The sequence below is a fragment of the Nocardioides sp. genome (genome assembly GCF_036401255.1).
Taxonomy (GTDB): domain Bacteria; phylum Actinomycetota; class Actinomycetes; order Propionibacteriales; family Nocardioidaceae; genus Nocardioides.
In genome coordinates this window covers 1-23,726 of the sequence record NZ_DASWVI010000006.1, presented here as the reverse complement: position 1 = coordinate 23,726, position 23,726 = coordinate 1, and the positions used below count along the sequence as shown (strand labels likewise).

Sequence of the window (23,726 nt, the reverse complement as noted above, 5' to 3'; positions counted from 1 at the left end):
TGGTCGCGCGCGATGATGACCCCGGTGGCGGCCACCCCGGCCACGCCCGCCAGCCCGAGCCACTTCCACAGCTTCACGAGGACCCCTCTCCATGACGTCCAGCACGCCTCCGACCGGCCCGACCGGATCCAGCCTCACGCTCGATGCCGCCGTCGACCTGACGCGCACCGGCGACCTGTGGCTGTTCCGCGGCCACTCGACCGCCGACCACGCTATCCGGGTGCTCACCAACGCGCCGGTCAACCACGTCGGCATGGCGGTGGTGCTCGACGACCTGCCCCCGTTGATGTGGCACGCGGAGCTCGGCAAGGGCCTGCTCGACGTGTGGACGAACAGTCACCACCGCGGCGTCCAGCTGCACGACCTGCGCGCCGCGGTCGAGCAGTGGACCGGCCGCTACGGGCAGCGGGCCTGGCTGCGCCAGCTCGACGCGCCGGTCACCGCGGAGATGGAGGACGCGGTGCTGCGCACCGTCGCCCGCTTGGACGGTACGCCGTTCCCGGCGACGGCCGCGCTGGTCGGCCGCTGGGCCCGCGGCCGGGTCCGCCGCCCCGCCCCGGCCGAGCTGACCTACTGCGCGGAGGTCGTGGCGGCGACGTACACGGCGATGGGCCTGCTCGACGGCCGGCGGCCCACCAACTACTACGACCCGGGGCGCTTCTGGTCCGGTGACGACCTCGAGCTGCTGCGGGGCGCCCGGCTGAACGAGGAGGTCGAGGTGCTGCCGTGAGTCGGGCCGCGATGTACCATTTGGTACATGTCGCACCGGTTCGAGACCACCCACCACATTGACGCACCACCGGAGCGGGTCTGGGAGGTGCTCTCCGACATCGCCCGCTGGCCCGAGTGGACCCCCACGATCGACACCGTCGAGCGCCTCGACGACGGGCCGCTGGCCGTGGGCTCGCGGGCCGTCGTCCGCCAGCCGCGGCTGCCGAAGGCGACCTGGGTGGTGACCGCGCTCGTGCCCGGCCGGAGCTTCACCTGGGAGTCCACCGGCCCCGGCCTGCGCACGATCGGGCGCCACGAGATCGTCCCCGACGGCACGGGCAGCAGCGTCACCCTCGGCATCGAGCAGACCGGGCCGATGGGCGCGGTGGCCGCGCTGGTGTGGCGGCGGCTCACCCAGCGCTACGTCGAGCTGGAGGCCGCGAGCCTGGACGCGCGCGTCACCCGCGGCACGACCGCGTGACGCCGCGAGAGCGGCTGCTGGACGCGGCGATCGACCACTTCGGCCGCCACGGCGTCGGTGACACCAGCCTCCGCGCGATCGCCGAGGCCGTCGGCACCAGCCACCGGTTGCTCATCTACCACTTCGGCTCGCGCGAGGGCCTGCTCGCCGAGGTGACCCGCGAGGTCGAGGCGCGCCAGCGGGCGGCGATGACGGCGACGTACGACGAGGGCCGGCCACCGCGGGAGGCGGCCGCGGCGTACTGGGAGCAGACCGTCGAGGCGACGCTGCGCTACGGCCCGCTGTTCTTCGAGCTCTCCGCCCACGCGATGCAGGGCAAGGAGCACGCGGCCGTCCTCCGCGAGGAGCTGATCGCGGCGTGGCTGCCGTCGATCACGGAGCTGTGCCTGCGGCTCGGCATCCCCGAGCCGCAGGCGGAGACCCATGCCCGGCTCGCCCTCGCGGCCGCCCGGGGCCTGCTGGCCGACCTGCTCGTGAGCGGCCAGCGCGACGAGGTCGCCCGCGCCGCGGCACTCCTCGACGAGCTGCTGCGGCTCTCCGCGGAGCGGTTCAGCCCTGGGCGCCGACCGACTTCCAGTACTCGTTGAGTGCGTTGTTGGTCTTGACGAACCAGACGATCGCGCCAACGAGGAAGAACCAGCCGAGCAGCAGGAACCACAGGCCGGTGATCGCGGTGACCGGCGCCTGCTGGCCGCGGCGCTGGTAGAGCTTGCCGACCTCGTTGGAGGACAGGAACGGGTTCACGATACCGACGAAGATCGCGAGGATCAGGGCCACCGCACCGCCGATGCCCTCACCGGTGTGGCGCTTCATCTCGTCGTGGGTCTTGTAGTACCAGTACCAGCTGTAGAACCCCAGCGTCACGATCGTGAGCAGGATGCAGGTGCCGGTGCTGCGAACCTCACCGATCGGGCCCGCCGCGGGGGCGGCGTGCATCGGGCCGGCGTACGCCGGGGCGGGCGCGGGCGTCGGGGCTCCTTCTCCGAACGGGGGCGGAACCGAGCCATCCTGCGGGTCGACGGGCGTGGGGTCGTTGCTCTCGGTCATGCCAGAGAGGCTAGGCGCCCCGGCTCGCCATCGCGGAGATTCGCGGTCTGGACTGGACCGGCGAGTCGCGCCGGCCGGGGCCGCCGGGTCAGCGGCGCCGCAGCAGCCGGAGGTCGTGCTCGACCTGGGCCTGCTGACGGCGCCGCAGCTCGGCCAGGCGCTCCTCGAGCTCCCGGCCGGCGACCGGGCGCCGGGGGCGGCGTCGCGCGGGCTGTCGAGTCATGACGTCCATGGTGCCGACCCGACCTGAGGGGACGCTTCCGATTAACCGTCAACCACCTGTGGCGTGCCGCCATCCACAGGTGCCGCCGGGACTCTCGCGGCCCGGTCGGCCCCGACGTAGGCTGGCGCCCATGTCCATGCCCCCCGCCGAGATCGAGCGCAAGGTGCGTCAGCTCGACCACGACGTGCAGTCGATCTACGAGCTGCTCATGGGCATCCAGAGCACCCAGACCAGGCACACCAACCGCCTGCACGAGCTCGGCGAGGACGTCGGAGCGTTGGGTGCGCGGCTCGATGCGCTCGACACCAAGGTCGACGCCATCGACACCAAGGTCGACGCCCTCGACACCAAGGTCGACGCCCTCGACACCAAGGTCGGCGCCCTCGACGGCAAGGTCGGCGCCCTCGACGGCAAGGTCGACACCCTCACCGGCCAGATGGGCCAGGTCCTGGAGCTCCTCCGCGCCCGGTGACGTAACCGTCCCGAGACGGCGAGGAGACAGGTCGCCGGCGGCGGCCCGGCCAGCCGTCTAGGGTGGCTGCTCCAAGATGGGTCCATGCACACGGAGGACACCCGCGAGAGCTTCTCGGCCGCCGCGACCGCCTTCCTCGACCTGGCCGCGCAGGTGCCGCTCGAGCGGTACGCCGGCCCGGGCCTGGGCACCTGGGACCTGCGGGCGCTCATCGGTCACACTGCCCGGTCGCTGGTCACGGTCACGACCTACCTGCAGACCACCGCGGAGCGCGTCGAGGTGGCCGACGCCGCCGACTACTTCGCCCGGGTCAGCACGCTGGCCCACGGCAGCGCCCGCGACGCGATCCACCAGCGCGGCATCGAGGCGGGCGTCGCCCTGGGCGCCGACCCGGTCGCGGCCCTGCGCGAGGCGCGGGACGAGGCCGAGCTCGCTCTGGACCTGCTCGAGGGCGAGGACCGCGTGATCGAGACCGCCGCCGGCGGCATGCGGGTCAGTGACTACCTGCCGACGAGGACCTTCGAGCTGACCGTGCACTCGCTGGACATCGCCGAGGCGGCCGGACTCGAGTTCGCGCCCCCGGAGGACGCCCTCGCCGACACCCTGGCGCTGGCGAGCGCGAGCGCGCTTCGCCTGGGCCTCGGCGTCGACGTCCTGCTGGCCCTCACCGGACGCCGCCCGCTGCCCGAAGGCACCTCGGTCGTCCGCTGAGGTCGGGGTGCCACGCACCTGACGTATCTGTCGTGTGCCCGCGCGGTTCGACGACAGATACGTCAGGTGCGTGGCCGATCCGGTGCGGAGGTCAGAGCAGGGCGCCGGGGTCGTCGGGCACGTCGACGGCCTGCTCGTCGAGGTACTCCAGCGGCACGACCTCGAGGGCCCGCTCGCTGGTGGCGGCCAGGACGACGGGCGCGGGGACGCCGGCCTCGTAGGCCTGCAACCACCGGGCCGCGACCACGCACCAGCGGTCCCCCGGGTGCAGGCCGGGGAAGCCGTACTCCGGCCGTGGTGTGGAGAGGTCGTTGCCGATGCGGCGCTGGTAGTCGAGGAACTCCTCGGTCATCACCGCGCAGACCGCGTGCAGACCGACGTCCTGCGGGCCGGTGGTGCAGCTGCCGTCGCGGTAGAACCCCGTCACGGGGTCCATGCCGCACGGCTCGAGTGCCGATCCGAAGACGTTGCGCTCCTCCACCGGCCCCGCCCCCTCAGCCCAGCGCCCAGATGCCCGGACGGCCCTTGGTCATCGCACCCTCCGCGACCAGCGCCTGGCGCGCCCGCCGCGCGGCGTACCGCCACCGCAGCTCGCCCTCGGGCGTCAGCTCGCGGTCGGCGTCGGTGAGGCGCTCTTCCATCCGGATCTCGAGCTCGAGGAAGACCTCGTCCTGCTCCAGCTCTCCGCCGGCCTCCGAGAGCACCGCGACGATCACCGGCTTGAACACCTCCGGCGGCGTCCAGCGGTGACGTACGACGCGGGGCGGCGCGGCCGGCGCCGAGGTCCGCGACGAGGCGGACCGGGGCGTCCCCGCGGTCCTGCGCACGGTCGTTCGCGTGGCCGCCGCCTTGCGCACCGTCGGAGGCGGTGGGGGCGGTGGGTTGCCGTGGATGCACTGGGACTGGGGAAGATCGCACAACTCGCAGTAGTCCTCGGCGCTCATCGCCCCCAGCCTAGTCGACCCTCCGGACGGTCAGTGGGCGTGCACCACGAACGGCGCGGTCACGACCGTCCCGTCACCGAGCCGGAACTGCGCCCAGAGCCGGTAGCCGCCGGCGACCTCGAACCGCGCGTGCAGGTCGAGCTCGGGCCCGAAGTGGGTCCCGGGCAGCGCCGACACGGGTCGGCCCTGGTCGTCGTAGGTCTCGGCGTGGTGGTGGGCGAAGCGGGTGCCGTCCTCGCGCAGGGCCACGACGTGCCCGGCCGCACCGAGGTACGGCTCGAGGTCGTCGACCGGCGCACCGGTGCTCGCGTCGGCGAAGGTCAGCGTGAAGTCGCTGGTCTCGTCGACGTGCGCGTCGCCCTCCAGCGAGATCCGGACGCCGTCGACCGTCACCTCGCGGACGTCCTGCGCCGGCAGCTGCTCGGGCGCCGGTGCGTCACCGGCGACCGTCATCTCGTGGCTGTCGAGGACGTCGCCCAGCTCGCCGTTGCGTCGGAACTCGGCGTGCAGGGCATAGGTGCCGCCGGTCGGGAAGGTCGCCGTCGTCTCGAACACCCCGTCCTGCCCCGTCGGCTCCGGGTGCAGGTGGGCGAACGTGCCGAGGTCGGCCCGGGTCACGATCAGGTGCATCCACACCTGGTGGGTCCGCACCAGGTCGCCGACCGGGTCGCCGGACTCGGCGTCGCGGACCGTGATCGTCACGGTGGTCGGCTCGCCCGGCCGGACGTCCTCGGGCACGTCGTAGGTGACCGCGAGCCCCGCGTCGTGCGCGCTCATCGGGGGTACGTCGGCCTCCTCCATCACGCTCATCAGCGGCCGCATCGGCATCCCCATGCCCGCCTGCCAGGTGAGGAGCCCGTTCATGCCGCGCTCGGCCTGGTCGGTGCGGCTGAGCCAGGTGAAGCCCACGCCCACGGCGATCGCGACGACCGCGATGCCGAGCAGGTAGCCCGCGTCCACGGCCCGGCCCCGCAGGGTCTCGCCGTGTCCGGGCTTGCGCAGCCGCAGCGCGTTGGTGACGACGCTGACCGAGCTCATCGCCATCGCGGCGCCCGCCAGCACCGGGTCGAGCAGCAGCCCGTCCCACCAGTACAGCGCCCCCGCGGCCACCGGGACGAGCAGGACGTTGTAGGCGAACGCCCACACCAGCCCCTGCTTGATCGTGGTGACGGTGCGGCGCGAGAGGTCGATCGCGGAGACGATGCCGTGCAGGTCCCCGCCGACCAGCGTGATGTCGGAGGCGGCGATCGCGACATCGGTGCCGCTGCCGATCGCGATGCCGAGGTCGGCCTGGGCCAGCGCCGGCGCGTCGTTGACACCGTCGCCGACCATCGCGACGACCTTGCCCTCGGCCTGGAGCTCGGCGACCCGTTGGGCCTTGTCGGCGGGGCGTACGTCGGCCATCACGTGCTCGATGCCCACCTGGGCGGCCACTGCGCGCGCGGTCTCGGCGTTGTCGCCGGTGACCATCCACACCTCGAGGCCAAGGCGCTCGAGGGCGGCGACCGCGGCGGCCGAGGTGTCCTTGACGGTGTCCGCGACGTCGACCCGGCCGGCCAGCTCGCCGTCGACCGCGGCGAACACCCCGGCACCGCCCAGCGGGCCGGTGTCGACGCCGTGCTCGGCGAGGTGGGCGGCGTTGCCGACCACCACGGCGCGCCCGTCGATCCGGGCGACCACACCGTGGCCGGGGACCGAGTCGAACTGGGTGACCGCCGGCAGGGTCAGGCCGCGCTCCTGCGCACCCCGGACGATGGCCTCGCCGACGGGGTGCTCGCTGCCGACCTCGGCCGCGGCGACGAGCGCCAACAGGTCGTCGGGCTGCCAGCCGGGCGTCGTGACGACGTCGGTCAGGTCGGGGCGCCCCCGGGTGATCGTGCCGGTCTTGTCGAGCACGACCGCGGTGAGCCGGCGGGCGGTCTCGAGCGCCGCCCCGTCGCCGACCAGGATGCCCATCTCGGCGGCCTTGCCGGTGCCGACCATCACCGCGGTCGGGGTGGCCAGGCCGAGGGCGCACGGGCAGGCGATGATCAGCACCGCGACCGTCGTACCGATCGCGAGCACCAGCCGGTCGTTCTCGGGGCCGAACAGCAGCCAGCCGAGGAAGGTCAGCAGGGCGACCACCAGCACACCGGGCACGAACCACGCCGAGACCCGGTCGGCGAGCCGCTGCATGGGCGGCGCGCTGGCCTGCGCCTCCTCCACGAGCCGCACGATCTGGGCCAGGGTGCTGTCGGCTCCGACGGCGGTCGTGCGCACCACGAGCGTGCCGGTGGTGTTGACGGTGGCCCCGATGACCGGGTCGCCGACGACCTTCTCGACCGGGACGCTCTCGCCGGTCAGCATCGACTCGTCGACCGCCGAGCGGCCCTCGGCGACCACCCCGTCCACCGGCAGCTTCTCTCCCGGCCGGACGCGGACGAGGTCGTCCACCCGCACCTGGGCGATCGGGACGTCGACCTCCACGCCGTCACGCAGCACGCGTGCGGTGGTGGGGGCGAGTCCGACGAGCGCCTTGATCGACGCGGCGGTGCGCTTCTTGGCCTTCAGCTCCAGCCATCGGCCCATCAGCACCAGCGCCATCACGATCAGCGCGGTCTCGAAGTACAGGTGCAGCGGCAGACCCCAGCGCTCGGCCTGCCCCGGCCAGAGCGTGACGAACGCGCTGTAGCCGTAGGCGACGCCGGTGCCGAGCGCCACCAGCGTGTCCATGGTCGACGTCCCGTGCTTGGTGTTCGCCCACGCCCGCTCGTAGATCTCCCGTCCGGCCCAGAACTGGGTGATCGTCGCGACCACGAGCAGCAGTGGCATCAGCCAGTCCATCGTGTCGATGTGCAGCGGGAGGTACATCACTCCCATCAGCGCCAGGCCGACCACGAGGGCGACCCGCCACCGCCGACCGAGCCGGGCGATCTCGACGTCGCGCCGCGCGTCGAGCTCGGCGACCGGATCCTTGGCCTCGACCGCCTCCGGGACCTCCGCCGTCTCGGGGACGGCGCGGACGGTGCCGGCGTACCCCGCCTTCTGGACCGCCGCCGTCAGCGCGTCGGGCGCGACGACGGTGGGGTCGTAGGTGACCGCGGCGGTCTCGGTGGCGAGGTTGACCGAGGCCAGCACCACGCCGTCGACCCGGGAGAGCGCCTTCTGCACGCGACCGACGCAGGATGCGCAGGTCATGCCCTCGATGTCGAGGGTGCTCTCGACGTTGCTGTCGGCGGTGCTCCCGCCCGGCGCCTCGGGAGCGGGTCCGGGGGTGGTCGGCGTCGTGGTGGTCATGGCGTCAGGAGACGAGCTCGTAGCCGGCCTCGTCGATGGCGGCGGCGATCTCGTCGTGGGTCAGCGGACGGGTGGACTCGACGGTGACGTCGCCGCTCTCGAGCTCGACCTGGACGTCCGTCACGGGCTCGAGCGCGGAGACCTCCTGGGTGACGGCGCTGACGCAGTGGCCGCAGGTCATCCCGCTGACGCGGTAGGTCTGGGTGGTGGACATGTGTTCCTCCTGAGGTCGTGTTGGATACCCCAAGGGGGTATCACTGCATCGCGACCGTAACATACCCCCACCGGGTATGAAAAGGGTCCTTCGTCTCCGACCGCGAGCAGCGGCGCCTGAGGTACCCCTTCCCTCACGGTACGGCGAACGCCCGATGTGGCCACCCACCTCAGACAGGCACGGTGAGGACACCGCCCGACGCATCGCCCACCACCTCGAACCCACCGCCTCGAAGGAGAGCCCGATGATCGGCTCGATCACCATCCCGGACCCCACCGCCGTCCTGCTGCTCACCCACCTGCGCACCGACGAGGTCGGACGCGCCTACGCCGGCCCGCGCGCGGACCTGACCCGCCGCCAGCGCCGGCACCAGCGCCACGCCCGCCTGCGCAAGCTGCTCGGCTGACCCCCTCCGTCCCCACGCAGCACTGCCGAGTCGGCGCCAGTTTCCCGCGGGACGATGCCGAGTCGGCGCCAGTTTCCCGCACGCCACCCGGGCAGGGCCTTCGCCGCCCGACCAGCGAGCCCGGATCGACCCTCCGCGACGATTCGGCCATATACCCCGGGGGGTATACGATCGGCGCATGACGACGACCACGACCGAGCACGTCCACGGCAAGGACGTGCTGGACGCCCTCTCCCCGCTCCACCGCCAGCTGCGCCACGCCGTGCCCGACGTCTACAAGGGCTTCGGCGAGCTGCACCGCGCCGCGTTCGCCGCGGGCGCGCTCGACACCCGCATGAAGGAGCTGATCGCCGTGGCGATCGGCGTCGTGGAGGGTTGCGACGGCTGCATCGCCTCCCACGCCCAGGCCGCCGCCCGGGCCGGCGCGACCCGGCAGGAGGCTGCCGAGGCCATCGGTGTCACGTTCTTGATGAAGGGCGGCCCGGCCACGATCTACGGCCCGCGCGCCTACGACGCGTTCTGCGAGTTCGCCGACGCCCTCGAGCAGGGCAAGCCCCAGGCCTGACCCGCCCGAAGCCCCGGGGCCCGCAGCCTCCGCGCCGACCGCAACCACACCGTCGGAACACCGGCCCCGGGGTCGGTCCCGCGTCACCAGCGGCCGTGGATGGCCTCGCGGAAGTAGGTGTCGTAGATCCGGGTCACGCCCTCCAGGACGGCCTGCGGGAGCGGACCGGCCAACCCCGCCGCGGCGTTGGCCCGGGCCTGCTCGGCGTTGCGGGCACCCGGGATCACCGTGCTGACACCGGGCTGCTGGACGACCCACGCGAGCGCCGCCTGCGCGGGCGTCAGGTCCAGGTCGCGGACCAGCGCGCTGAACTCCTGGGCCGCCCGCACCCCGGACTCGAAGTCCACGCCCGAGAACGTCTCCCCGACGTCGAAGGCGCTGCCGTCACGGTTGTAGGTGCGGTGGTCGTCGGGCGCGAACGTCGTGTGCTCGTCGTAGCGCCCCGACAGCAGGCCCGAGGCCAGCGGCACCCGGGCGATGATCCCGACGCCCGCCTCGGCCGCCGCCGGCAGCACCCGGTCGAGCGGCTTGAGCCGGAACGCGTTGAGGATGATCTGGATCGAGGCCACGTGCGGCCGGGCGATCGCCGAGAGCGCCTGGTCGACGGTCTCCACGCTCACGCCGTACGCCGCGATCGCGCCGTCGGCGACCAGCGTGTCGAGGGCGTCGTACGTCGCGTCCGCGTCGATGACCGCGCTCGGTGGGCAGTGCAGCTGGACCAGGTCGAGGGTGTCGACGCCGAGGTTGCGCCGGGACCGGTCGGTCCAGGCGCGGAAGTTCTCCAGCGTGTAGTTCTCGGGCACCTGGTCCATCCGGCGGCCCATCTTCGTGGCGACCACGATCGAGGGGTGCTCGCGCAGGAACCGCCCGATCACCTGCTCGCTGCGACCGTCGCCGTACACGTCGGCGGTGTCGAAGAACGTGACGCCCGCCTCGACCGAGGCGGCCAGGACGGCGAGGGCGTCGTCCTCGGAGACATCACCCCAGTCGGCGCCGAGCTGCCAGGTGCCGAGACCGACGATGGACACCGGACGCCCGGTCCGGCCGAGGGTGCGCTGCTCCATGTCCGCGAGTCTGGCACGCCGTCGCGGGACTCACGCGGGCAGGTAGGACAGCACCTTCTTCGACAGCCGGTGCTTGGCCGGCACGTAGTCGTCGGTGCGCGCCGGGGCGCCCATCTGGTAGGAGCGCACCGAGACGGCGAACCGCTCGGACGGCGTCAGGCAACTGGGGTCGAAGCGCACCACGGACCGGCGCTCGGCCATCTTCAGCGACGCACAGCCGCGGTCGGTGATCTCGCGGCCGTGGTGATCCCACGAACGGGTCTTGTAGACGGCGTACTCGGAGAACGAGGCGCCGGTGATGAACAGGTTCGGCACCCGGTCGTCGTCGGTGTCGACCCAGAGGTCGATGGAGTCGCCGACGTCGACCTTGCGGGCGTGCTTGATGACCACCTTCGCCTGGCCGTCCGCGGTCGGCGCGGAGGTCATGGTGACCGACAAGACGTCGTAGGCCTTGCCGGGCTCGCGGGGGTCGGTGATGATCCGTTCGGTCGGCACTGCCGCGAGGGCCGGCGCGACGAGCGTCGCGGCCAGCGTGAGAGCGGCGAGAAGGGGAAGGGCTCGTACGGCTCGCATACCGCCAGTCTGCCCACGTCCCATCGGAAAACACACGAGGATTTGGTCCATGACTTACGACGTCGATCTCGCCGACCGGCTCCGCGAGCTCCTCACCGGCGAGCCGGGCCTCACCGAGCGCAAGATGTTCGGCGGCCTGGCGTTCCTGGTCCACGGCAACATGGCGGTCGCCGCCAGCAGCCAGGGCGGGCTGCTGCTGCGGTGCGACCCCGAACGTGGTGAGGCGCTGCTCGCCGAGCCGCACACGTCTCCGTTCGTGATGCGTGATCGCGAGATGACCGGCTGGCTGCGGGTCGAGCCGGCCGGCGTGACCGACGACGCGGCACTGGAGCGGTGGGCGGAGATCGGCGCGGGCTACGCCCGCACGCTGCCCCCCAAGTAGGCCCGAAGCAGCTCAGGCGCAGGCGACACACGTCGTCGCGGTGGGCCGCACCTCGAGCCGTTCGGGCGGGATCTGCCGCCCGCAGACGGCGCAGCGCCCGTAGCTGCCCTCGTCGAGGCGGGCGAGCGCGGCCGCCACCTGCTCGAGGTGCTCCTCGGCCTGGCGCACGAGTGCCGCGACCTGCTCGCGCTCGAACGCGATCGTCGCGCCCTCGGGGTCGTGCTCGTCGTCGGCGTTGGTGTCGCGGGAGGCGTCGAAGAAGCCGCGGTGGTCGCCGCGCAGGGCCGTCAGCCGCGCCGTCGTACGCCGCCGCTCCTCCTCGAGCCGCTCGCGCGGCCCGCTCACGTGCGCTCCAGCAGCGCGAGCACCTCGTAGTGCGCGGTGTTGGGGAACATGTCGAGCAGCCGCACGCGAGCCGGCCGCAGCCCGGGCATCGTGTCGAGGTCGCGGGCCAGCGTCGCGGCGTTGCAGCTGGAGTAGAGCACGTGCCGCACGCCCGAGGACTCCAGCCAGCGGGCGAGCTCGGGGCCGATGCCGCGCCGCGGCGGGTTCACCACCACGAGGTCCGGCGGCGAGCCGTGGCCCGGCGTCTGCCCCAGTGCGTACGCCGTCGCGTCACCCGCCTCGAAGCGCACCCCGGGCAGGCCGGCCTCCGCGCGGGTCTGCTCGGCGCTGGTGACCGCCTCCGCGCTGATCTCGATGCCGACCACGTCGCGATCGGGCGCGGCGAGGCTGAGCGCGAACCCGCCGACCCCGCTGTAGAGGTCCCACACGGTCCGCGGCGCGACCTCCGCCGCCCACGCCCGGGCCAGGCGGTAGAGCTCGGTCGCCATCGCGGTGTTGGTCTGGAAGAAGCTCTGCGGGCGCAGGTGCAGGTCGAGCCCGTCGAGCCGCATCCGCAGCGACTCCTGGTCGGTGAGCACGATCTCGCGCTCCCCCTCGAGCACGGCCTTGTGCTCGGGCTGGAGGTTGACGCTCACGACGGCCAGCTCGGGCCGCTCGACAAGCAGCGCCGGCAGGTGCTTGCGGATCCGGGCGACCGGCTCCTGGGAGCGCAGCACGAACCGCACCATCAGCTCGCCGTCGGGCGACTCGGTGACCAGCAGGTACTTCAGCTCGCCGCGGCGGGTCGCGAGGTCGTAGGGCGCGAGCCGGGCCCGGGTGACGAACGCGGCGAGCACCGGCAGCGCGGCGCGGATGCCGGGCGTGTGCAGGGGGCAGTCGCGCAGGTCCACTCCGGCGCCCACCGGGTCGAGGATGCCGAGCGTCGGGTCGTCGGCGGTGCCGGTGACCACCATCTTGGCCTTGTTGCGCACGCCGAGCTGGGCGCTGGCGACCGGCGGCAGCCAGGTCCCGACCCGGTGCCGGGCGAGCAGCTCCTCGACCGCACGCTGCTTGTCGGCCAGCTGCGCGGCGTACGGCGTGCCGAGCCAGGCGCAGGACCGGCAGCGGCCGGCGTCGAAGTGGGTGCAGAGCATGACCGGTCCAGGCTACGGGCGTCCCTCGCCGGTCGGTTCACCCACGCGGCGCATCACCGGCGAGGCCAGCACGCCGTGCAGCAGCACCGACGCGACCACGGTGAACGACACCGTCGACCACAGCCAGTCCGTGCCGAGCTCGTCGGCCTGTCCGGCCGCGTAGGCGAGGTAGTAGATCGACCCGATGCCACGCACGCCGAAGAACGCCGCGGCCCAGCGCTGGCCGCGGGTCAGCGGCGGCGACTCGTGCCGGGCGAACGGCGCCAGGCCGAGGAGGCCGGCCGCCGGGCGCACCACCAGCAGCAGCGCCAGTCCGAGCGTCACACCCCGCCAGTCGAGCCCGCCGAGCAGGCCCCGGCTCAGCGCGATGCCGAGGACCAGCAGCACGAACAGCGTGAGCAGCCGCTCGAGCCGCTCGGCGACCTCGTGCATGGCCGCGTGGTAGTCGTGCGAGCGCTCCGCGGAGCGGAACGTCATGGCGCAGACGAACACCGACAAGAACCCATAGCCGCCCGCGACCTCGCCGACGCCGTACGCCGAGACCAGCGCCGCGAGTGCCAGCAGCGACTCGCCGCGCTCGGCCACGCGCAGCGACCGGCTGGCCGACCGGAACGCGATCGCGGCCAGCGCCCGGCCCACCACCAGGCCGGCGACCACCCCGATGAGGACCTTGCCGACCAGGTAGAACCCGACCCACTCCAGCGCCCACCCGGACACCGCACCCTCGGTGGCGAGCAGGATCGCGGCGTACACGAAAGGGAACGCGAGGCCGTCGTTGAGGCCGGCCTCGGAGGTGAGGGTGAAGCGCAGCTCGTCGGACTCGTCGACCTCGTGGTCGCCGGTCTGCGGCCCCGCGACCTGGACGTCGGAGGCCAGCACCGGGTCGGTCGGGGCGAGCACGGCACCGAGGAGCAGCGCGGCCGCCGGCGCCACGCCGGCCCCCCACGCGAGCAGCGCCATGGCGCCGATGCTCAGCGGCATCGTGATCGCGAGCAGCCGCCACGTCGTCCCCCACCGTCGCCAGGACCGGAGGCTGCGCGGCTGCAGCGGCCGGTCGATCGCGAGCCCGACACCCATCAGCGCGACGAGGACGACGAGCTCGGTGACGTGCTCGATCGTGGCGCGGTTGGCCTGCGGGTCCAGCGGCATCCCGTCGGGCAGCGGCGTCAGGCCCAGGCCGAACCCGACCGCGACCAGCACCATCGGGGCAGAGATCGCCCACCGGTCGAGCAGCTCCGGCAGCACGATCGCGAGCAGCAGGCTGCCCCCGGCCACGACGTAGACGAGGTCGGCGGTCACGCCCGGCAGTACCCCCTCCCGTCGCGCTCATCGCGAAATCTTTCTCACAACCCGTATCCCCGCGCCCGGATCGGACGATCTTCCCCCTGAGTGCGCTGGCCCGCAGCGTCGACCAGGAGGAACCGCATCGTGAGCACCTACTTCGAGCACCGGCCCGGGTCCCTGCGCCCCGCCTCGATCCGACGGGGCGTCGCGGCGGTGGCCGCCGGACTGGCCGCGATCGCGGCACCGGTCGCGCTCGGCAGCCCCAGCGCCGCCCAGACGGCCCGTGACAGCGACGGCGACGGGATGCCGAACCGCTGGGAGATCGCCCACCACCTCAACCCGCACCGCGCCAACGCCCGCGGCGACGCCGACAAGGACGGCCTGCGCAACATCGGCGAGTTCCGCCGCCACCTCGACCCGCAGGCCCAGGACACCGACGGCGACGGTGACGACGACGGCGACGAGGTCGCCGACGGCACCGCGAGCACCGACCCGCGGGACGCGGACACCGACGACGACGGGGTGCTCGACGGCGATGAGGACGCCGACCACGACGGCGTCGACAACGAGGACGAGGACGACGCGACCGAGCCCTGCGCCGCCGACGACGAGGACGTCGACTCCGACGGGGTCGACGACGAGGACGAGAACGAGAACGGCACCGACCCGGAGGACGCGGACAGCGACGACGACGGCGTGAACGACGGCGACGAGGACGCCGACGGGGACGGTGTGGACGAGGAGGATGACGACGACGTCTCCGACGACCGGTGCTCGACGTCCGACGACGGCGAGGACGACGACGACAACGGCAGCGACAACGGTGGGGACACCGGCGACCGGGCGGCCTCCGGCAGCCGGGTCGTCTGGTACGCGGTTGGCTGAACCCGCAGCCGGTCCCGGCGCCACGGCGGCCCCACCCGGGGGCCGACCGGACGCACAATGAGACGTCGTGGACTTCCAGGACCTGCTGCATGACGCGCGGCTCGGCGAGGGCACGGCCTTCGCCGAGCTGTGGTCGCGTCATGCCGCCAGGGTGGCGGCGTTCGTGCGGGGCCGAGGCGGCATCGACGTGGAGGAGATCACCAGCGACGTGTTCGTGGCAGCGTTCGAGAGCATCGGTCGCTTCGAGGGGGACGAGGCGGGATTCGTCGCGCTCCTGCTCACGATCGCGCGGCGCCGGGTCGTCGACGAGCAGCGTCGCCGGTCGCGGCGGGTCCCGGTCGCCTCGTGGGCGGCCGAGGACGACACGCGCACCGTGCGCAGCGTCGAGGAGGACGTGCTCGCCCGAGCCGCGGCCACGGACCTCGCCCGGCACCTGGACCGGCTCACCCCCGAGCAGCGGGAGGTCGTGACGCTGCGGCTGCTGGCCGACCTCTCCCTCGAGCAGACCGCCCAGGTGATGGGCAAGCGGGTCGGCACCGTGAAGTCCCTGCAGCGCCGGGCCCTGGACTCCCTGCGCCGCTCCCTGGCCGGCGAACAGACCGACATTCCCCCACTCGACAGCAAGGCGACACCATGAGCACGCTCCTGACCGGCACCCAGGCCGAGGCGATCATCGCCCGCGCCCGCGGCGGTGACGTGCTGCTGCCCAACGACCTGCGCCCCCTGGCCGACGCACTGGCCGGGCACCGCGCCGTCCTCGCGGCCACGCCGCCCCCTCCCCCGTCGGCGGCGCTCCAGGCGTGGCTCGCACCCGGCACCCACGCCGCCGCACCGGCCGCCGCCACCGCGTGGTGGCGCCGAGCCCTGCAGGCGGTCGCCGGGCTCGGCCTCGGTGCCCAGGTCGCGATCGGCCTCGGCGCCGCGGCGGCCACCGCGACCGGCCTCGGCATCGCCCACCACCAGGGCCTGCTCCCGGGCGACGGGTCGGAGCAGCGACCTCCGGCGCCCCTCGACAGGTCCCCCGCCCCCGACACGCCCTCCGACGGGGCCGGCACGACGGAGGACCCCACAGACGCTCCCGCGGGCACATCAACCCCCGTGGTGCCCGCGGGAGCACCCTCCGGCACGTCCAGCGGTACGCCGGGCCAGCCGGGCCCCGGCAGCTCCGCCGGGAGCGCCGGGGACGACGACGCCGACGACGCCGACGACGCCGACGACGCCCACGGCGCCGGCGACACCGACCACGGGGACCCGGCCGACGACCCGGCCGACGACCCGGCCGACGACGGCGCGGACGAGCCCGACCACGACGCGAGCAGCGACACGGGCGACGACACCGGCGAGGACCCGACCAGCCAGCCCGACGACCCGGACGACTCAGCCGAGCCCACGTCGGACCCCGCGGACCCGGACGGATCCGGCGGGGCCGACGACCAGCCGGACGAGCCGGACCAGCCGTCGGCGTCGGATCAGGCGGGACGGACCGCGAGCCGCCTGAGCTGAGGCACCAGGTTGCGCCGGTTGGTCTCGGCGAGCCAGCCGTTGGGCAGCGAGAGCCGGATCACCTTGTGCCAGGCGCTGGCGACCTGCCGGACCATCGGGCGGGCGTTGTAGGCGAGGTCGAACCGCGCGAACACCTCGCGCACCCGGGGCGCGATCTCGGCGTACCGGTTGCTGGGCAGGTCCGGGAAGATGTGGTGCTCGATCTGGTGCGACAGGTTGCCGGTCATCAGGTGCAGCAGCCGGGATCCGGAGATGTTGGCCGAGCCGAGCATCTGGCGCAGGTACCAGTGGCCGCGCGACTCGTTCTCGTCCAGCTCGGCCTGCTCGAAGGTCTCCACGCCCTCGGGGAAGTGGCCGCACATGATCACCGAGTGGCTCCACAGGTTGCGCACCAGGTTGGCGGTCGCGTCGGCCGCGAGCGTCGCTCGCCAGCCGCGGCCCGAGAGGGCCGGGTAGAGCACGAAGTCCTTGGTCAGCTGGCGGCCGGCCTTGGCGAGGGTCACCTTGACCTCGGCCTTCTTCTCCGGCGTCATGTTCCGCTTGTCGCGGATGTGGTCGCCGAGGTCGAGGTCGAACATCGCGATGCCGTACTCGAAGATGCACGCGGTGACGAAGTTCCATGCCGGCTGCACCAGGTAGCGCGGCTTCCACTCCTGCGCCTCGTCGACCCGCATGATGCCGTAGCCGAGGTCGTTGTCCATGCCGAGGATGTTCGTGTAGGTGTGGTGGGTCTCGTTGTGGGCGCGCTTCCACTGCGCCGCGGGCGAGACGTGGTCCCACTCCCAGGTGCTCGAGTGGATCTTGGGGTCGCGCATCCAGTCCCACTGACCGTGCAGGACGTTGTGGCCGATCTCCATGTTGTCGAGGATCTTGGCGATCGCCAGGCCGGCGGTGCCGACGACCCACGCGGCGGGCCGGCGGCTGCGCAGCAGCAGCACCGCCCGGCTGCCCAGCTCGAGGGCGCGTTGCACCTGCACGACCCGGCGGATGTACGCCGCGTCGCGGGCGCCGCGGCTGTCGAGCACGTCTTGTCGGATCGCGTCGAGCTCCTTGCCCAGCAGCTCGACCTGGTCGGGCGTGAGCCCGCCGGGCGCCGTCCTCGGTCGATCCTGGGTGGTCGTCATGTGCTCACTGTGCCCGACGAGCGGGCGCGACACACCGGTCGATGGCGATGCGTCTCAGCGGGTGACGACGTACGCCGATCGGGCGGCCGGACCCCAGCCGACGTCGTTGCGGGCCCGGATCACGACCCGCAGCCGGCGGTCGGCGGGGAGCCGCAGGATCGTCGCGCGCACCTCGTCGGCCCCGACCGTGATGCGTCGGCCCGCGGCGCGCAGCCGGTAGGCGGTCACCGGGCTGCCGTGCGCGGCGGCCGGCCGCCAGGTGAGCGTGACCCGGTGCGCTCCGGGCCGGGCCGCGACGACGCGGGGCCGGCCCGGCACCTCGGCGGGCACGACCGGGTCGATCGTGACGGCGGTGACCTGGCCGTCGAGCCGGATCGGGAGGCTGGTGCCGGTGACGTCGGCGACCGGCTCCGCGCCGTCGGTGGGCCGGTAGGCGCGCAGCCGGTGGGCGTCGTCGAGCCGCAGCGTGACGTCGGCGGGCGTGACCTCCAGCGGTTGCCGGTTGACCGGGTCCCAGACGGAGACGTCGCGCCACAGGAGCAGGACGAAGCGGCCGTCGCGCTGCTGGGTGAGCAGGTACCGCGCGTCGCCGGGCAGCCCGTCGGCGGTCAGCGCGAGGGACTCGGGAACGAACGACCGGCCGGGGTCGGCGAGCAGGCCGAGGAGGTTCTGCATCGCGGCGTACGCCGGCTTGGGCGACCAGTCGCGCCGCAGCAGCCCGAAGTGGGACTCCGGGTCGACGAGCCCGGGGTCGTCGAACTCGTCGATCAGCTCGTAGCTGTAGACCCGCTTCTCCCCGCGCAGCACGTGCTCGAGCAGCAGTCGCGGCAGGTAGACGCCGGCGACGTCCTCGGGGACGGGCAGGTGGCCGTTCGTGGTGTTCATCGCGTTGTGATAGCCGGCCTCGGTGGTGACGAGGGGCTTGCTGCGCACGGTCTGCAGGACGGCCTGGGTGATCTGGCTGATCTGGTTGGACGGCGGGAAGCCGCCCGGGTAGATGTGGGCGTTGGCCTCGTCGGCGTACGGCGTCAGGTCGCCGGTCTGGCTGTAGTTGCGCCGGAACGCCAGGGCGGGCGCGAGCACGGGGAGGTCCTTGGTCGCGGGCTCGGCCTTCGCAGCGGTGTAGAGCCGTTGCTGCCAGGTGGTCAGCGCGGTCACCCAGTCGGTGCCGCTGCCGAAGTGGTCCCACTCGTTGATGCCCTCGAGGCTCTCGACCGCACCGGCGGGCAGCCGGTCGGCGACGGTGCGCACGAAGTCCTCGGGCGTGCCGGGGCGATCCGGTCGGCCCATGATCAGGTCGAACCGGACCCCGGCGTCGCGGGCGACGGTCCTGATCGCGTCGTACTGCCGCGGGGCGCCGAGGAAGAGGTCGTCGCGGACGTGCCGTACGCCGAGGTCGGCCAACGCCCGCGCGACCGCGCCGTAGTCCGCGTAGGGGGTGTCCAGGAAGTTCAGGTGGATGCCCACGCCGTAGCTGTCGACGATCGAGTCGGACGGCACCGCGGCGAGCGGCGCGGTCGCCCGGGCCGGGGCGGTCCGATCCGGTGCCCGCGACCCGTCCGCCGGGTGCGCTGTCGCCGGGGCGGGGACGAGGGCGAGCAGGGCCGCGGCGAGCGCGCCGACGACCGTCCCGGCGAGGACGGTGGGCGCTGGTCTAGTCCGCATGGCCACGAGACTAGACGGGTCAGTGCCCCGGTCGTGACGTCGTCGGCCACCGAGACACCGCTGGTCCGGACCGCCGCGACGCCCGCCATAACCGCCGCCGGCCCGGGTCGTTAAACACCGATGTCTCGGGGCCGAGAGACAGGGGGACGCCGCGTGGCCGGATCGGGGCGGTTCGACTACCTCGACGGGATCCGCGCCGTCGCGATCGCGGCCGTGCTCGGGCTGCACTGGTTCAGCTGGTACGTCCCGCTCTTCCACGGCGGCTCGGTGGGAGTCGACGTCTTCTTCGTGCTCAGCGGGTTCATCATCACGACGATGCTGTGGCGTACGCCGGTCTCCGGCGGCTGGGTCCGCGGCTGGGGGGCGTTCCTGCGGCGTCGCGTGGCCCGGCTCTACCCCGCCCTGCTCGGCCTGGTCGCCGGCTGCGTCGTGTTGTACGCCGTGCTGCCCGGCTCGTCCGACGGTCCCGACGGGCCGCTCGAGGTCGCCGCGCGCGGCCTGCTCGCGCTCACCCAGGCATCCTCGGCGTGGGCGGCCGGCCAGGACGGCAGCCTGTGGCTGCCCGGGCTGGAGCCGTTCGGCCAGACCTGGTCGCTGGCGGTCGAGTGGTACTTCTACCTGCTCTGGCCGCTCGGCGTGCTGCTGGCCCGGGCCCGCGGCTGGCCGGCGATGCGGCTGGCTCGGGCGAGCCTGGTGCTGGCGGCCGCGGCGTACCTCCTCTCGCTGCCGCTCGGCACGTTCGTGTTCTACTTCGGACCGTCGGCGCGCTCGGCGGAGCTGCTGGTCGGGGCCTCGCTCGCGCTGAGGTTCGCCGCCCATGGATACCCCGACCGCCCGGCCCGCCACGGCACCCTCGCCGCCGGGGCCGCGCTCGCGGCGGTGACGGCGTACGCCGTGCTCGGCCGCGACGGCCACGACCTGCTCTACCGCTACGTCGGCGTGCCGGTCGCCGTCCTGGCCACCGTCGTGCTGATCCACACCGGCTACGCGTCGTCCGAGGGGCCCGTGCACCGGCTGCTCGGCCACCGCTGGATGGCCGCGGTCGGACGGCACAGCTACAGCCTCTACCTGTGGCACATCGTGCCGTTCCTGCTGCTCCAGGACGTCGCGCTCCCCAAGCCCGTGCTCGGACTGCTCGCGGTGACCGCCGCGGTCGCCGCGACCGTGCTCAGCTATCGCCTGCTCGAGCGGCCGTTCCTGCGCCCGCGCAGCGATGTGCTGCGCCCCGCGTCCCCGCACGCCCGGGTCACTGCCGCACGGTGATCCCTCCCGCGGAGGCGCGCGAAGCGGTTCAATGGACGGACGGGGACGGCCGATCCGCCAGCACGCCGGGAGGACCCGTGACCACGTCCGGCACCTTGATCCAGTCCGTGAGCCGAGCGCTGCACCTGCTCGACGCGGTGGGGGCGTCCGCGCGCCCGATGACTGCGAAGTCCCTGGCCCGGCAGACCCGGATGCCGCTGCCCACGACCTACCATCTGCTCCGCACGCTGGTCCACGAGGGCTACCTCGCCCGCGAGCCCGAGGGCTACGTGCTCGGCGACCGGGCGATGACGCTGGCCGGGTCGGCGGCGCTGCGGCCCAGCCACACCCATCAGGTGCTCGAGCACCTGCGCGACGAGCTCAACGCGGCGGCGTACCTCTCGGTCCTCGACGGTGGGGAGATCCGCCTCGCCGACGTCGCCGACAGCCGCACCGCACCGCGGGTCGACCTGTGGGTCGGCTTCCACGACGCCGCCCACGCCACCGCGCTGGGCAAGGCGGTGCTCTCGACGCTGCCCGAGCCCACCCGGCGCGACTACCTCTCGACCCACGACCTGGCCGACCTCACCCAGCACACGGTCACCAGCACTCGGACGCTGCTGCGCGAGCTCAGCGAGTCCGGCGAGCTCGCCGTCGACCGCGAGGAGTATGCCGTGGGCACCGCGTGCCTGGCGGTCCCCGTGCCGTCGACCGCGTTCGCCGCGGCCGTCGCCGTCTCGGTGCCGACCCGGGCCCTGCCGCGGATCATGGAGCGGCGCGACGCGATCCGGCGGGCCGCGCGCCTGATCGCGTACGCCGGCCCCCAGACCTCCACGGGACCCTCTATCACCATCTGAAACTCTGGCCCTGGCTGGCTCCCGGGAGCGGGTCTACGTTCCGAAGCAGGCACCCCACCTGCGGAGGACACCATGACCACTCAGGCAGCGGCCCAGGCCGCGAACCCCCAGCAGGCCGGCGCTCCCGGCCTCGACGCGGCCGTGCGACTCGGCCTCTACGAGACGATGGTGCTCTCGCGCACCTACGAAGAGGCGATCCTGCGTGAGTACCACGCGGACAAGGGCCCCGGCTTCGACATCGGCAAGGGGCTGATCCCCGGCGAGATGCACCTGTCGGCCGGTCAGGAGCCGGTCGCCGCCGGGGTGTGCGCCCACCTGACCACCGACGACGCCGTCACCGCCACCCACCGTCCGCACCACTTCGCGGTCGCGCACGGGGTGGACCTGCGGCGGATGACCGCGGAGATCTTCGGCCGCGAGGACGGCCTCGGCCGTGGGCGCGGCGGGCACATGCACCTGTTCGACCCGGACACGCACTTCTCCTGCTCGGGCATCATCGCCGAGGGCTACCCGCCGGCCCTCGGCCAGGCGTTCGCGTTCCACCGCCAGGGCACCGATCGGATCGCGGTGGCCGTGACCGGCGAGGGCGCGGCCAACCAGGGCGCCTTCCACGAGTCGCTGAACCTCGCTGCGCGCTGGTCGCTGCCGGTGGTGTTCGTCGTCGAGGACAACGACTGGGGCATCTCCGTGCCGCGGACCGCGTCGACCTCCGTCGCCTCGAACGCCGACCGCGCCGTGGCGTACGGCATCCCGGGAGAGCGCATCGAGAGCAACGACGTCGAGGGCGTCTACGACGCTGCGCGCCGGGCGGTCGCGCGGGCCCGGGCCGGCGAGGGGCCCTCGCTGATCGAGGTGCACACCCTGCGGCTGTGGGGACACTTCGAGGGCGACGCCCAGGGCTACCGGCTCGACCTCGCGGACGCGCCGAGCCACGACCCGATCCCGCGCTACGAGACGCTGCTGCGCGAGGCAGGCGTACTCGACGACGACGCCGTGGCGCGGATCAGGAGCGCTGCCAGCGAGCGCACCGAGGACGCGATCGCGTTCGCCAAGAACAGTCCCGTGCCGGACGCCGCGTCGGCCACCTCCTACGTGTTCGCCTGAGGAGACCACGATGACCATCACCGAGACCCCGACCACCCCGACCCCGCAGTCGCGGCGGCTGACCACCTCCAAGGCGATCGTCGAGGCCATCGCGTTCGAGATGGAGCGCGACCCGTCGGTGTTCTACCTGGGAGAGGACGTCGGCTCCTACGGCGGCATCTTCGGCTCCACCGGAGGGCTGCTCGACCGGTTCGGCAAGGACCGCGTCATCGACACCCCGATCTCCGAGACGGCCTTCATCGGGCTCGGCATCGGCGCGGCCGTGGAGGGCATGCGGCCGATCGTCGAGCTGATGTTCGCCGACTTCATGGGCGTCTGCCTCGACCAGATCTACAACCACATGGCGAAGATCCACTTCGAGTCCGGCGGCAACGTCAAGGTGCCGATGGTGCTCACGATGGCGGCGGGCGGCGGCTACTCCGACGGCGCCCAGCACTCCCAGTGCCTGTGGGGCACGTTCGCCCACCTGCCCGGGATGAAGGTCGTGGTGCCGAGCACGCCGGCGGACGCCAAGGGCCTGATGACGTCCGCGATCCGCGACGACAACCCGGTCGTCTATGTCTTCCACAAGGGCGTGATGGGGCTGCCCTGGATGGCGAAGAACCCGCGGTCGAACGACGCGGTCCCCGAGGGCGACTACGAGACGCCGATCGGCAAGGCGAACGTGGTCCGCGAGGGCGGTGACGTCACGGTGGTGACGATCTCGCTGTCGGTCCACCACGCACTCGACGTGGCGGAGAAGCTCGCCGGCGAGGGCATCGGCGTCGAGGTGCTCGATCTGCGCAGCCTGGTGCCGCTGGACCGGGAGGCGATCCTCGCCTCGGTCGCCAAGACGGGTCGGCTGGTCGTGGTCGACGAGGACTACCTGTCGTTCGGGATGTCGGGCGAGGTGGTCGCCACGATCGCCGAGCACGACCCGACGCTGCTGAAGCGTCCGGCCGAGCGGGTCGCCGTGCCCGACGTACCGATCCCCTACGCCCATGCTCTGGAGTACGCCGTGCTGCCGCGCCAGGACCGGATCGAGGCCGCGGTGCGACGGACGGTGGCCGGGTGACCGACGTCGTGTTCCCGCCGCTGTCGAAGGAGTCGCCCGACGCGGAAGGGGTGGTGTCGACCTGGTTCGTGCGCGAAGGGGAGACGGTGGCGGCCGACCAGCTGCTCGCCGAGGTCCAGGTGGACAAGGTCGCCGCCGAGGTCCCGGCCCCGGCCGCGGGCGTCGTGCACCTGCTGTGCGAGGAGGAGGCGACCGTCGCCCAGGGCACGCCGATCGCCCGCATCGACTGAGCTCCGGCCCCCAGGATCGGCCGGCGGTGGGACGTCCACCTTCCGAGGGGGCGGGACGGTGGTTCCCCCACCGGCGGCCTGGGCCTATCCCGAGCTCAGCACCCCGCGCTTGACGAGCTCGGTGACCAGGTCGTCGGCGGAGGTCGTCGAGGGGTTCAGCCCGATCCGCGCCGCGACGGCGCGCCGGTCGGGCGAGCCTCCCCCGTCGGTGTCCAGCTCGGCGAGGAACCG

The 23,726-nt window shown here is 73.2% G+C and carries 29 protein-coding genes; 16 read left to right on the top strand and 13 right to left on the bottom strand.

All coding sequences use genetic code 11. The features are described 5' to 3' along the window. The first annotated feature begins 91 nt into the window (after window positions 1–91). From VGD85_RS00315 to VGD85_RS00305, 3 genes are read left to right on the top strand one after another with little or no spacing between them, the layout of a single operon-like run. Window positions 92–730 (top strand): hypothetical protein, encoded by a 639-nt coding sequence (locus tag VGD85_RS00315; protein WP_331061451.1) that lies wholly within the window; start codon window positions 92–94, stop codon window positions 728–730. Window positions 731–757: 27 nt separating this feature from the next. Further along, window positions 758–1,192, top strand: coding sequence for an SRPBCC family protein (locus tag VGD85_RS00310; protein WP_331061450.1), 435 nt, complete (start codon window positions 758–760; stop codon window positions 1,190–1,192). Further along, entirely contained in the window at window positions 1,189–1,779 is a 591-nt protein-coding gene (locus tag VGD85_RS00305) for a helix-turn-helix domain-containing protein (protein ID WP_331061449.1), read from the top strand. Before VGD85_RS00310 ends, VGD85_RS00305 begins: the two co-directional genes overlap by 4 nt. Here the strand turns inward: VGD85_RS00305 and VGD85_RS00300 are convergent. Beyond that, window positions 1,742–2,239, bottom strand: coding sequence for a DUF4234 domain-containing protein (locus VGD85_RS00300; RefSeq protein ID WP_331061448.1), 498 nt, complete (start codon window positions 2,237–2,239; stop codon window positions 1,742–1,744). The genes VGD85_RS00305 and VGD85_RS00300 overlap by 38 nt on opposite strands. A gap of 88 nt (window positions 2,240–2,327) precedes the next feature. Then, window positions 2,328–2,462: a hypothetical protein gene (locus VGD85_RS00295; protein ID WP_331061447.1), complete on the bottom strand. Its 135-nt coding sequence runs from the start codon at window positions 2,460–2,462 to the stop codon at window positions 2,328–2,330. Window positions 2,463–2,592: 130 nt separating this feature from the next. On the opposite strand from VGD85_RS00295, the gene VGD85_RS00290 reads away from it, so the two are divergent. Further along, a complete protein-coding gene (locus tag VGD85_RS00290) occupies window positions 2,593–2,934 on the top strand; it encodes a hypothetical protein (RefSeq protein ID WP_331061446.1) in 342 nt (113 codons plus the stop codon). A gap of 84 nt (window positions 2,935–3,018) precedes the next feature. Continuing rightward, window positions 3,019–3,645, top strand: coding sequence for a maleylpyruvate isomerase N-terminal domain-containing protein (locus VGD85_RS00285; RefSeq protein ID WP_331061445.1), 627 nt, complete (start codon window positions 3,019–3,021; stop codon window positions 3,643–3,645). Window positions 3,646–3,736: 91 nt separating this feature from the next. Here the strand turns inward: VGD85_RS00285 and VGD85_RS00280 are convergent, their stop codons facing one another. The 4 genes from VGD85_RS00280 to VGD85_RS00265 are packed head-to-tail and all read right to left on the bottom strand — an operon-like array spanning window position 3,737 to window position 8,079. Further along, window positions 3,737–4,126 (bottom strand): DUF2237 domain-containing protein, encoded by a 390-nt coding sequence (locus VGD85_RS00280; RefSeq protein WP_331061444.1) that lies wholly within the window; start codon window positions 4,124–4,126, stop codon window positions 3,737–3,739. A 13-nt stretch (window positions 4,127–4,139) separates the two neighbouring features. Next, complete coding sequence (locus VGD85_RS00275) at window positions 4,140–4,589, bottom strand: hypothetical protein (protein WP_331061443.1); 450 nt, start codon at window positions 4,587–4,589, stop codon at window positions 4,140–4,142. A 30-nt stretch (window positions 4,590–4,619) separates the two neighbouring features. After that, window positions 4,620–7,865: a heavy metal translocating P-type ATPase gene (locus VGD85_RS00270; RefSeq protein WP_331061442.1), complete on the bottom strand. Its 3,246-nt coding sequence runs from the start codon at window positions 7,863–7,865 to the stop codon at window positions 4,620–4,622. Window positions 7,866–7,869: 4 nt separating this feature from the next. Continuing rightward, a complete protein-coding gene (locus tag VGD85_RS00265) occupies window positions 7,870–8,079 on the bottom strand; it encodes a heavy-metal-associated domain-containing protein (protein ID WP_331061441.1) in 210 nt (69 codons plus the stop codon). Between the two features lie 244 nt (window positions 8,080–8,323). Here VGD85_RS00265 and VGD85_RS00260 point away from each other — a divergent pair, with 244 nt between their 5' ends. Both VGD85_RS00260 and VGD85_RS00255 read left to right on the top strand, forming a co-directional pair. Further along, a complete protein-coding gene (locus VGD85_RS00260; RefSeq protein ID WP_331061440.1) occupies window positions 8,324–8,485 on the top strand; it encodes a hypothetical protein in 162 nt (53 codons plus the stop codon). Window positions 8,486–8,663: 178 nt separating this feature from the next. After that, the gene (locus tag VGD85_RS00255) at window positions 8,664–9,050 is read left to right on the top strand and encodes a carboxymuconolactone decarboxylase family protein (RefSeq protein WP_331061439.1); all 387 of its coding nucleotides are present in this window, start codon (window positions 8,664–8,666) and stop codon (window positions 9,048–9,050) included. Window positions 9,051–9,133: 83 nt separating this feature from the next. Here the strand turns inward: VGD85_RS00255 and VGD85_RS00250 are convergent, their stop codons facing one another. Together VGD85_RS00250 and VGD85_RS00245 are read right to left on the bottom strand one after the other, a co-directional pair. Beyond that, the gene (locus tag VGD85_RS00250; RefSeq protein WP_331061438.1) at window positions 9,134–10,114 is read right to left on the bottom strand and encodes an aldo/keto reductase; all 981 of its coding nucleotides are present in this window, start codon (window positions 10,112–10,114) and stop codon (window positions 9,134–9,136) included. A 30-nt stretch (window positions 10,115–10,144) separates the two neighbouring features. Beyond that, the gene (locus VGD85_RS00245) at window positions 10,145–10,687 is read right to left on the bottom strand and encodes a hypothetical protein (RefSeq protein WP_331061437.1); all 543 of its coding nucleotides are present in this window, start codon (window positions 10,685–10,687) and stop codon (window positions 10,145–10,147) included. Between the two features lie 49 nt (window positions 10,688–10,736). On the opposite strand from VGD85_RS00245, the gene VGD85_RS00240 reads away from it, so the two are divergent. Continuing rightward, complete coding sequence (locus tag VGD85_RS00240; RefSeq protein ID WP_331061436.1) at window positions 10,737–11,069, top strand: TfoX/Sxy family protein; 333 nt, start codon at window positions 10,737–10,739, stop codon at window positions 11,067–11,069. A 12-nt stretch (window positions 11,070–11,081) separates the two neighbouring features. On the opposite strand, the gene VGD85_RS00235 is transcribed toward VGD85_RS00240, so the two are convergent. Genes VGD85_RS00235 through VGD85_RS00225 form a run of 3 tightly spaced genes read right to left on the bottom strand, consistent with a single transcriptional unit; the run spans window position 11,082 to window position 13,846 of the window. Beyond that, window positions 11,082–11,414, bottom strand: a complete 333-nt coding sequence (locus VGD85_RS00235; RefSeq protein ID WP_331061435.1) for a TraR/DksA family transcriptional regulator — start codon at window positions 11,412–11,414, stop codon at window positions 11,082–11,084. Then, entirely contained in the window at window positions 11,411–12,547 is a 1,137-nt protein-coding gene (gene rlmC / locus VGD85_RS00230; RefSeq protein ID WP_331061434.1) for a 23S rRNA (uracil(747)-C(5))-methyltransferase RlmC, read from the bottom strand. Before rlmC ends, VGD85_RS00235 begins: the two co-directional genes overlap by 4 nt. 12 nt (window positions 12,548–12,559) lie before the next feature. Further along, a complete protein-coding gene (locus VGD85_RS00225) occupies window positions 12,560–13,846 on the bottom strand; it encodes a cation:proton antiporter (RefSeq protein WP_331061433.1) in 1,287 nt (428 codons plus the stop codon). 129 nt (window positions 13,847–13,975) lie between these two features. Here VGD85_RS00225 and VGD85_RS00220 point away from each other — a divergent pair, with 129 nt between their 5' ends. The 3 genes from VGD85_RS00220 (at window position 13,976) to VGD85_RS00210 (ending at window position 16,219) form a co-directional block, all read left to right on the top strand. Further along, window positions 13,976–14,716 carry a hypothetical protein gene (locus VGD85_RS00220; RefSeq protein WP_331061432.1) on the top strand — a complete coding sequence of 247 codons (741 nt, stop codon included), beginning with the start codon at window positions 13,976–13,978 and terminating at the stop codon, window positions 14,714–14,716. Window positions 14,717–14,783: 67 nt separating this feature from the next. Beyond that, window positions 14,784–15,353 (top strand): sigma-70 family RNA polymerase sigma factor, encoded by a 570-nt coding sequence (locus VGD85_RS00215; protein ID WP_331061431.1) that lies wholly within the window; start codon window positions 14,784–14,786, stop codon window positions 15,351–15,353. Then, window positions 15,350–16,219, top strand: a complete 870-nt coding sequence (locus VGD85_RS00210) for a hypothetical protein (protein WP_331061430.1) — start codon at window positions 15,350–15,352, stop codon at window positions 16,217–16,219. The genes VGD85_RS00215 and VGD85_RS00210 overlap by 4 nt, the downstream gene beginning before the upstream one ends. On the opposite strand, the gene VGD85_RS00205 is transcribed toward VGD85_RS00210, so the two are convergent. Both VGD85_RS00205 and VGD85_RS00200 read right to left on the bottom strand, forming a co-directional pair. Next, window positions 16,186–17,343, bottom strand: coding sequence for an acyl-CoA desaturase (locus tag VGD85_RS00205; RefSeq protein WP_331061429.1), 1,158 nt, complete (start codon window positions 17,341–17,343; stop codon window positions 16,186–16,188). The genes VGD85_RS00210 and VGD85_RS00205 overlap by 34 nt on opposite strands. Before the next feature lie 54 nt (window positions 17,344–17,397). Beyond that, the gene (locus VGD85_RS00200) at window positions 17,398–19,008 is read right to left on the bottom strand and encodes a fibronectin type III domain-containing protein (RefSeq protein ID WP_331061428.1); all 1,611 of its coding nucleotides are present in this window, start codon (window positions 19,006–19,008) and stop codon (window positions 17,398–17,400) included. Window positions 19,009–19,161: 153 nt separating this feature from the next. Here VGD85_RS00200 and VGD85_RS00195 point away from each other — a divergent pair, with 153 nt between their 5' ends. The 5 genes from VGD85_RS00195 to VGD85_RS00175 all read left to right on the top strand — a co-directional run bounded on the left by VGD85_RS00195 (window position 19,162) and on the right by VGD85_RS00175 (window position 23,495). Next, window positions 19,162–20,271, top strand: a complete 1,110-nt coding sequence (locus tag VGD85_RS00195; protein ID WP_331061427.1) for an acyltransferase — start codon at window positions 19,162–19,164, stop codon at window positions 20,269–20,271. Window positions 20,272–20,348: 77 nt separating this feature from the next. Beyond that, window positions 20,349–21,107 (top strand): IclR family transcriptional regulator, encoded by a 759-nt coding sequence (locus tag VGD85_RS00190; protein ID WP_331061426.1) that lies wholly within the window; start codon window positions 20,349–20,351, stop codon window positions 21,105–21,107. Window positions 21,108–21,179: 72 nt separating this feature from the next. After that, on the top strand, window positions 21,180–22,211 hold the full coding sequence (locus VGD85_RS00185) for a thiamine pyrophosphate-dependent dehydrogenase E1 component subunit alpha (RefSeq protein ID WP_331061425.1): 1,032 nt from the start codon (window positions 21,180–21,182) through the stop codon (window positions 22,209–22,211). Window positions 22,212–22,221: 10 nt separating this feature from the next. Next, on the top strand, window positions 22,222–23,265 hold the full coding sequence (locus VGD85_RS00180) for an alpha-ketoacid dehydrogenase subunit beta (RefSeq protein ID WP_331061424.1): 1,044 nt from the start codon (window positions 22,222–22,224) through the stop codon (window positions 23,263–23,265). Next, window positions 23,262–23,495 (top strand): lipoyl domain-containing protein, encoded by a 234-nt coding sequence (locus tag VGD85_RS00175; protein WP_331061423.1) that lies wholly within the window; start codon window positions 23,262–23,264, stop codon window positions 23,493–23,495. Before VGD85_RS00180 ends, VGD85_RS00175 begins: the two co-directional genes overlap by 4 nt. Window positions 23,496–23,726 lie beyond the last annotated feature (231 nt).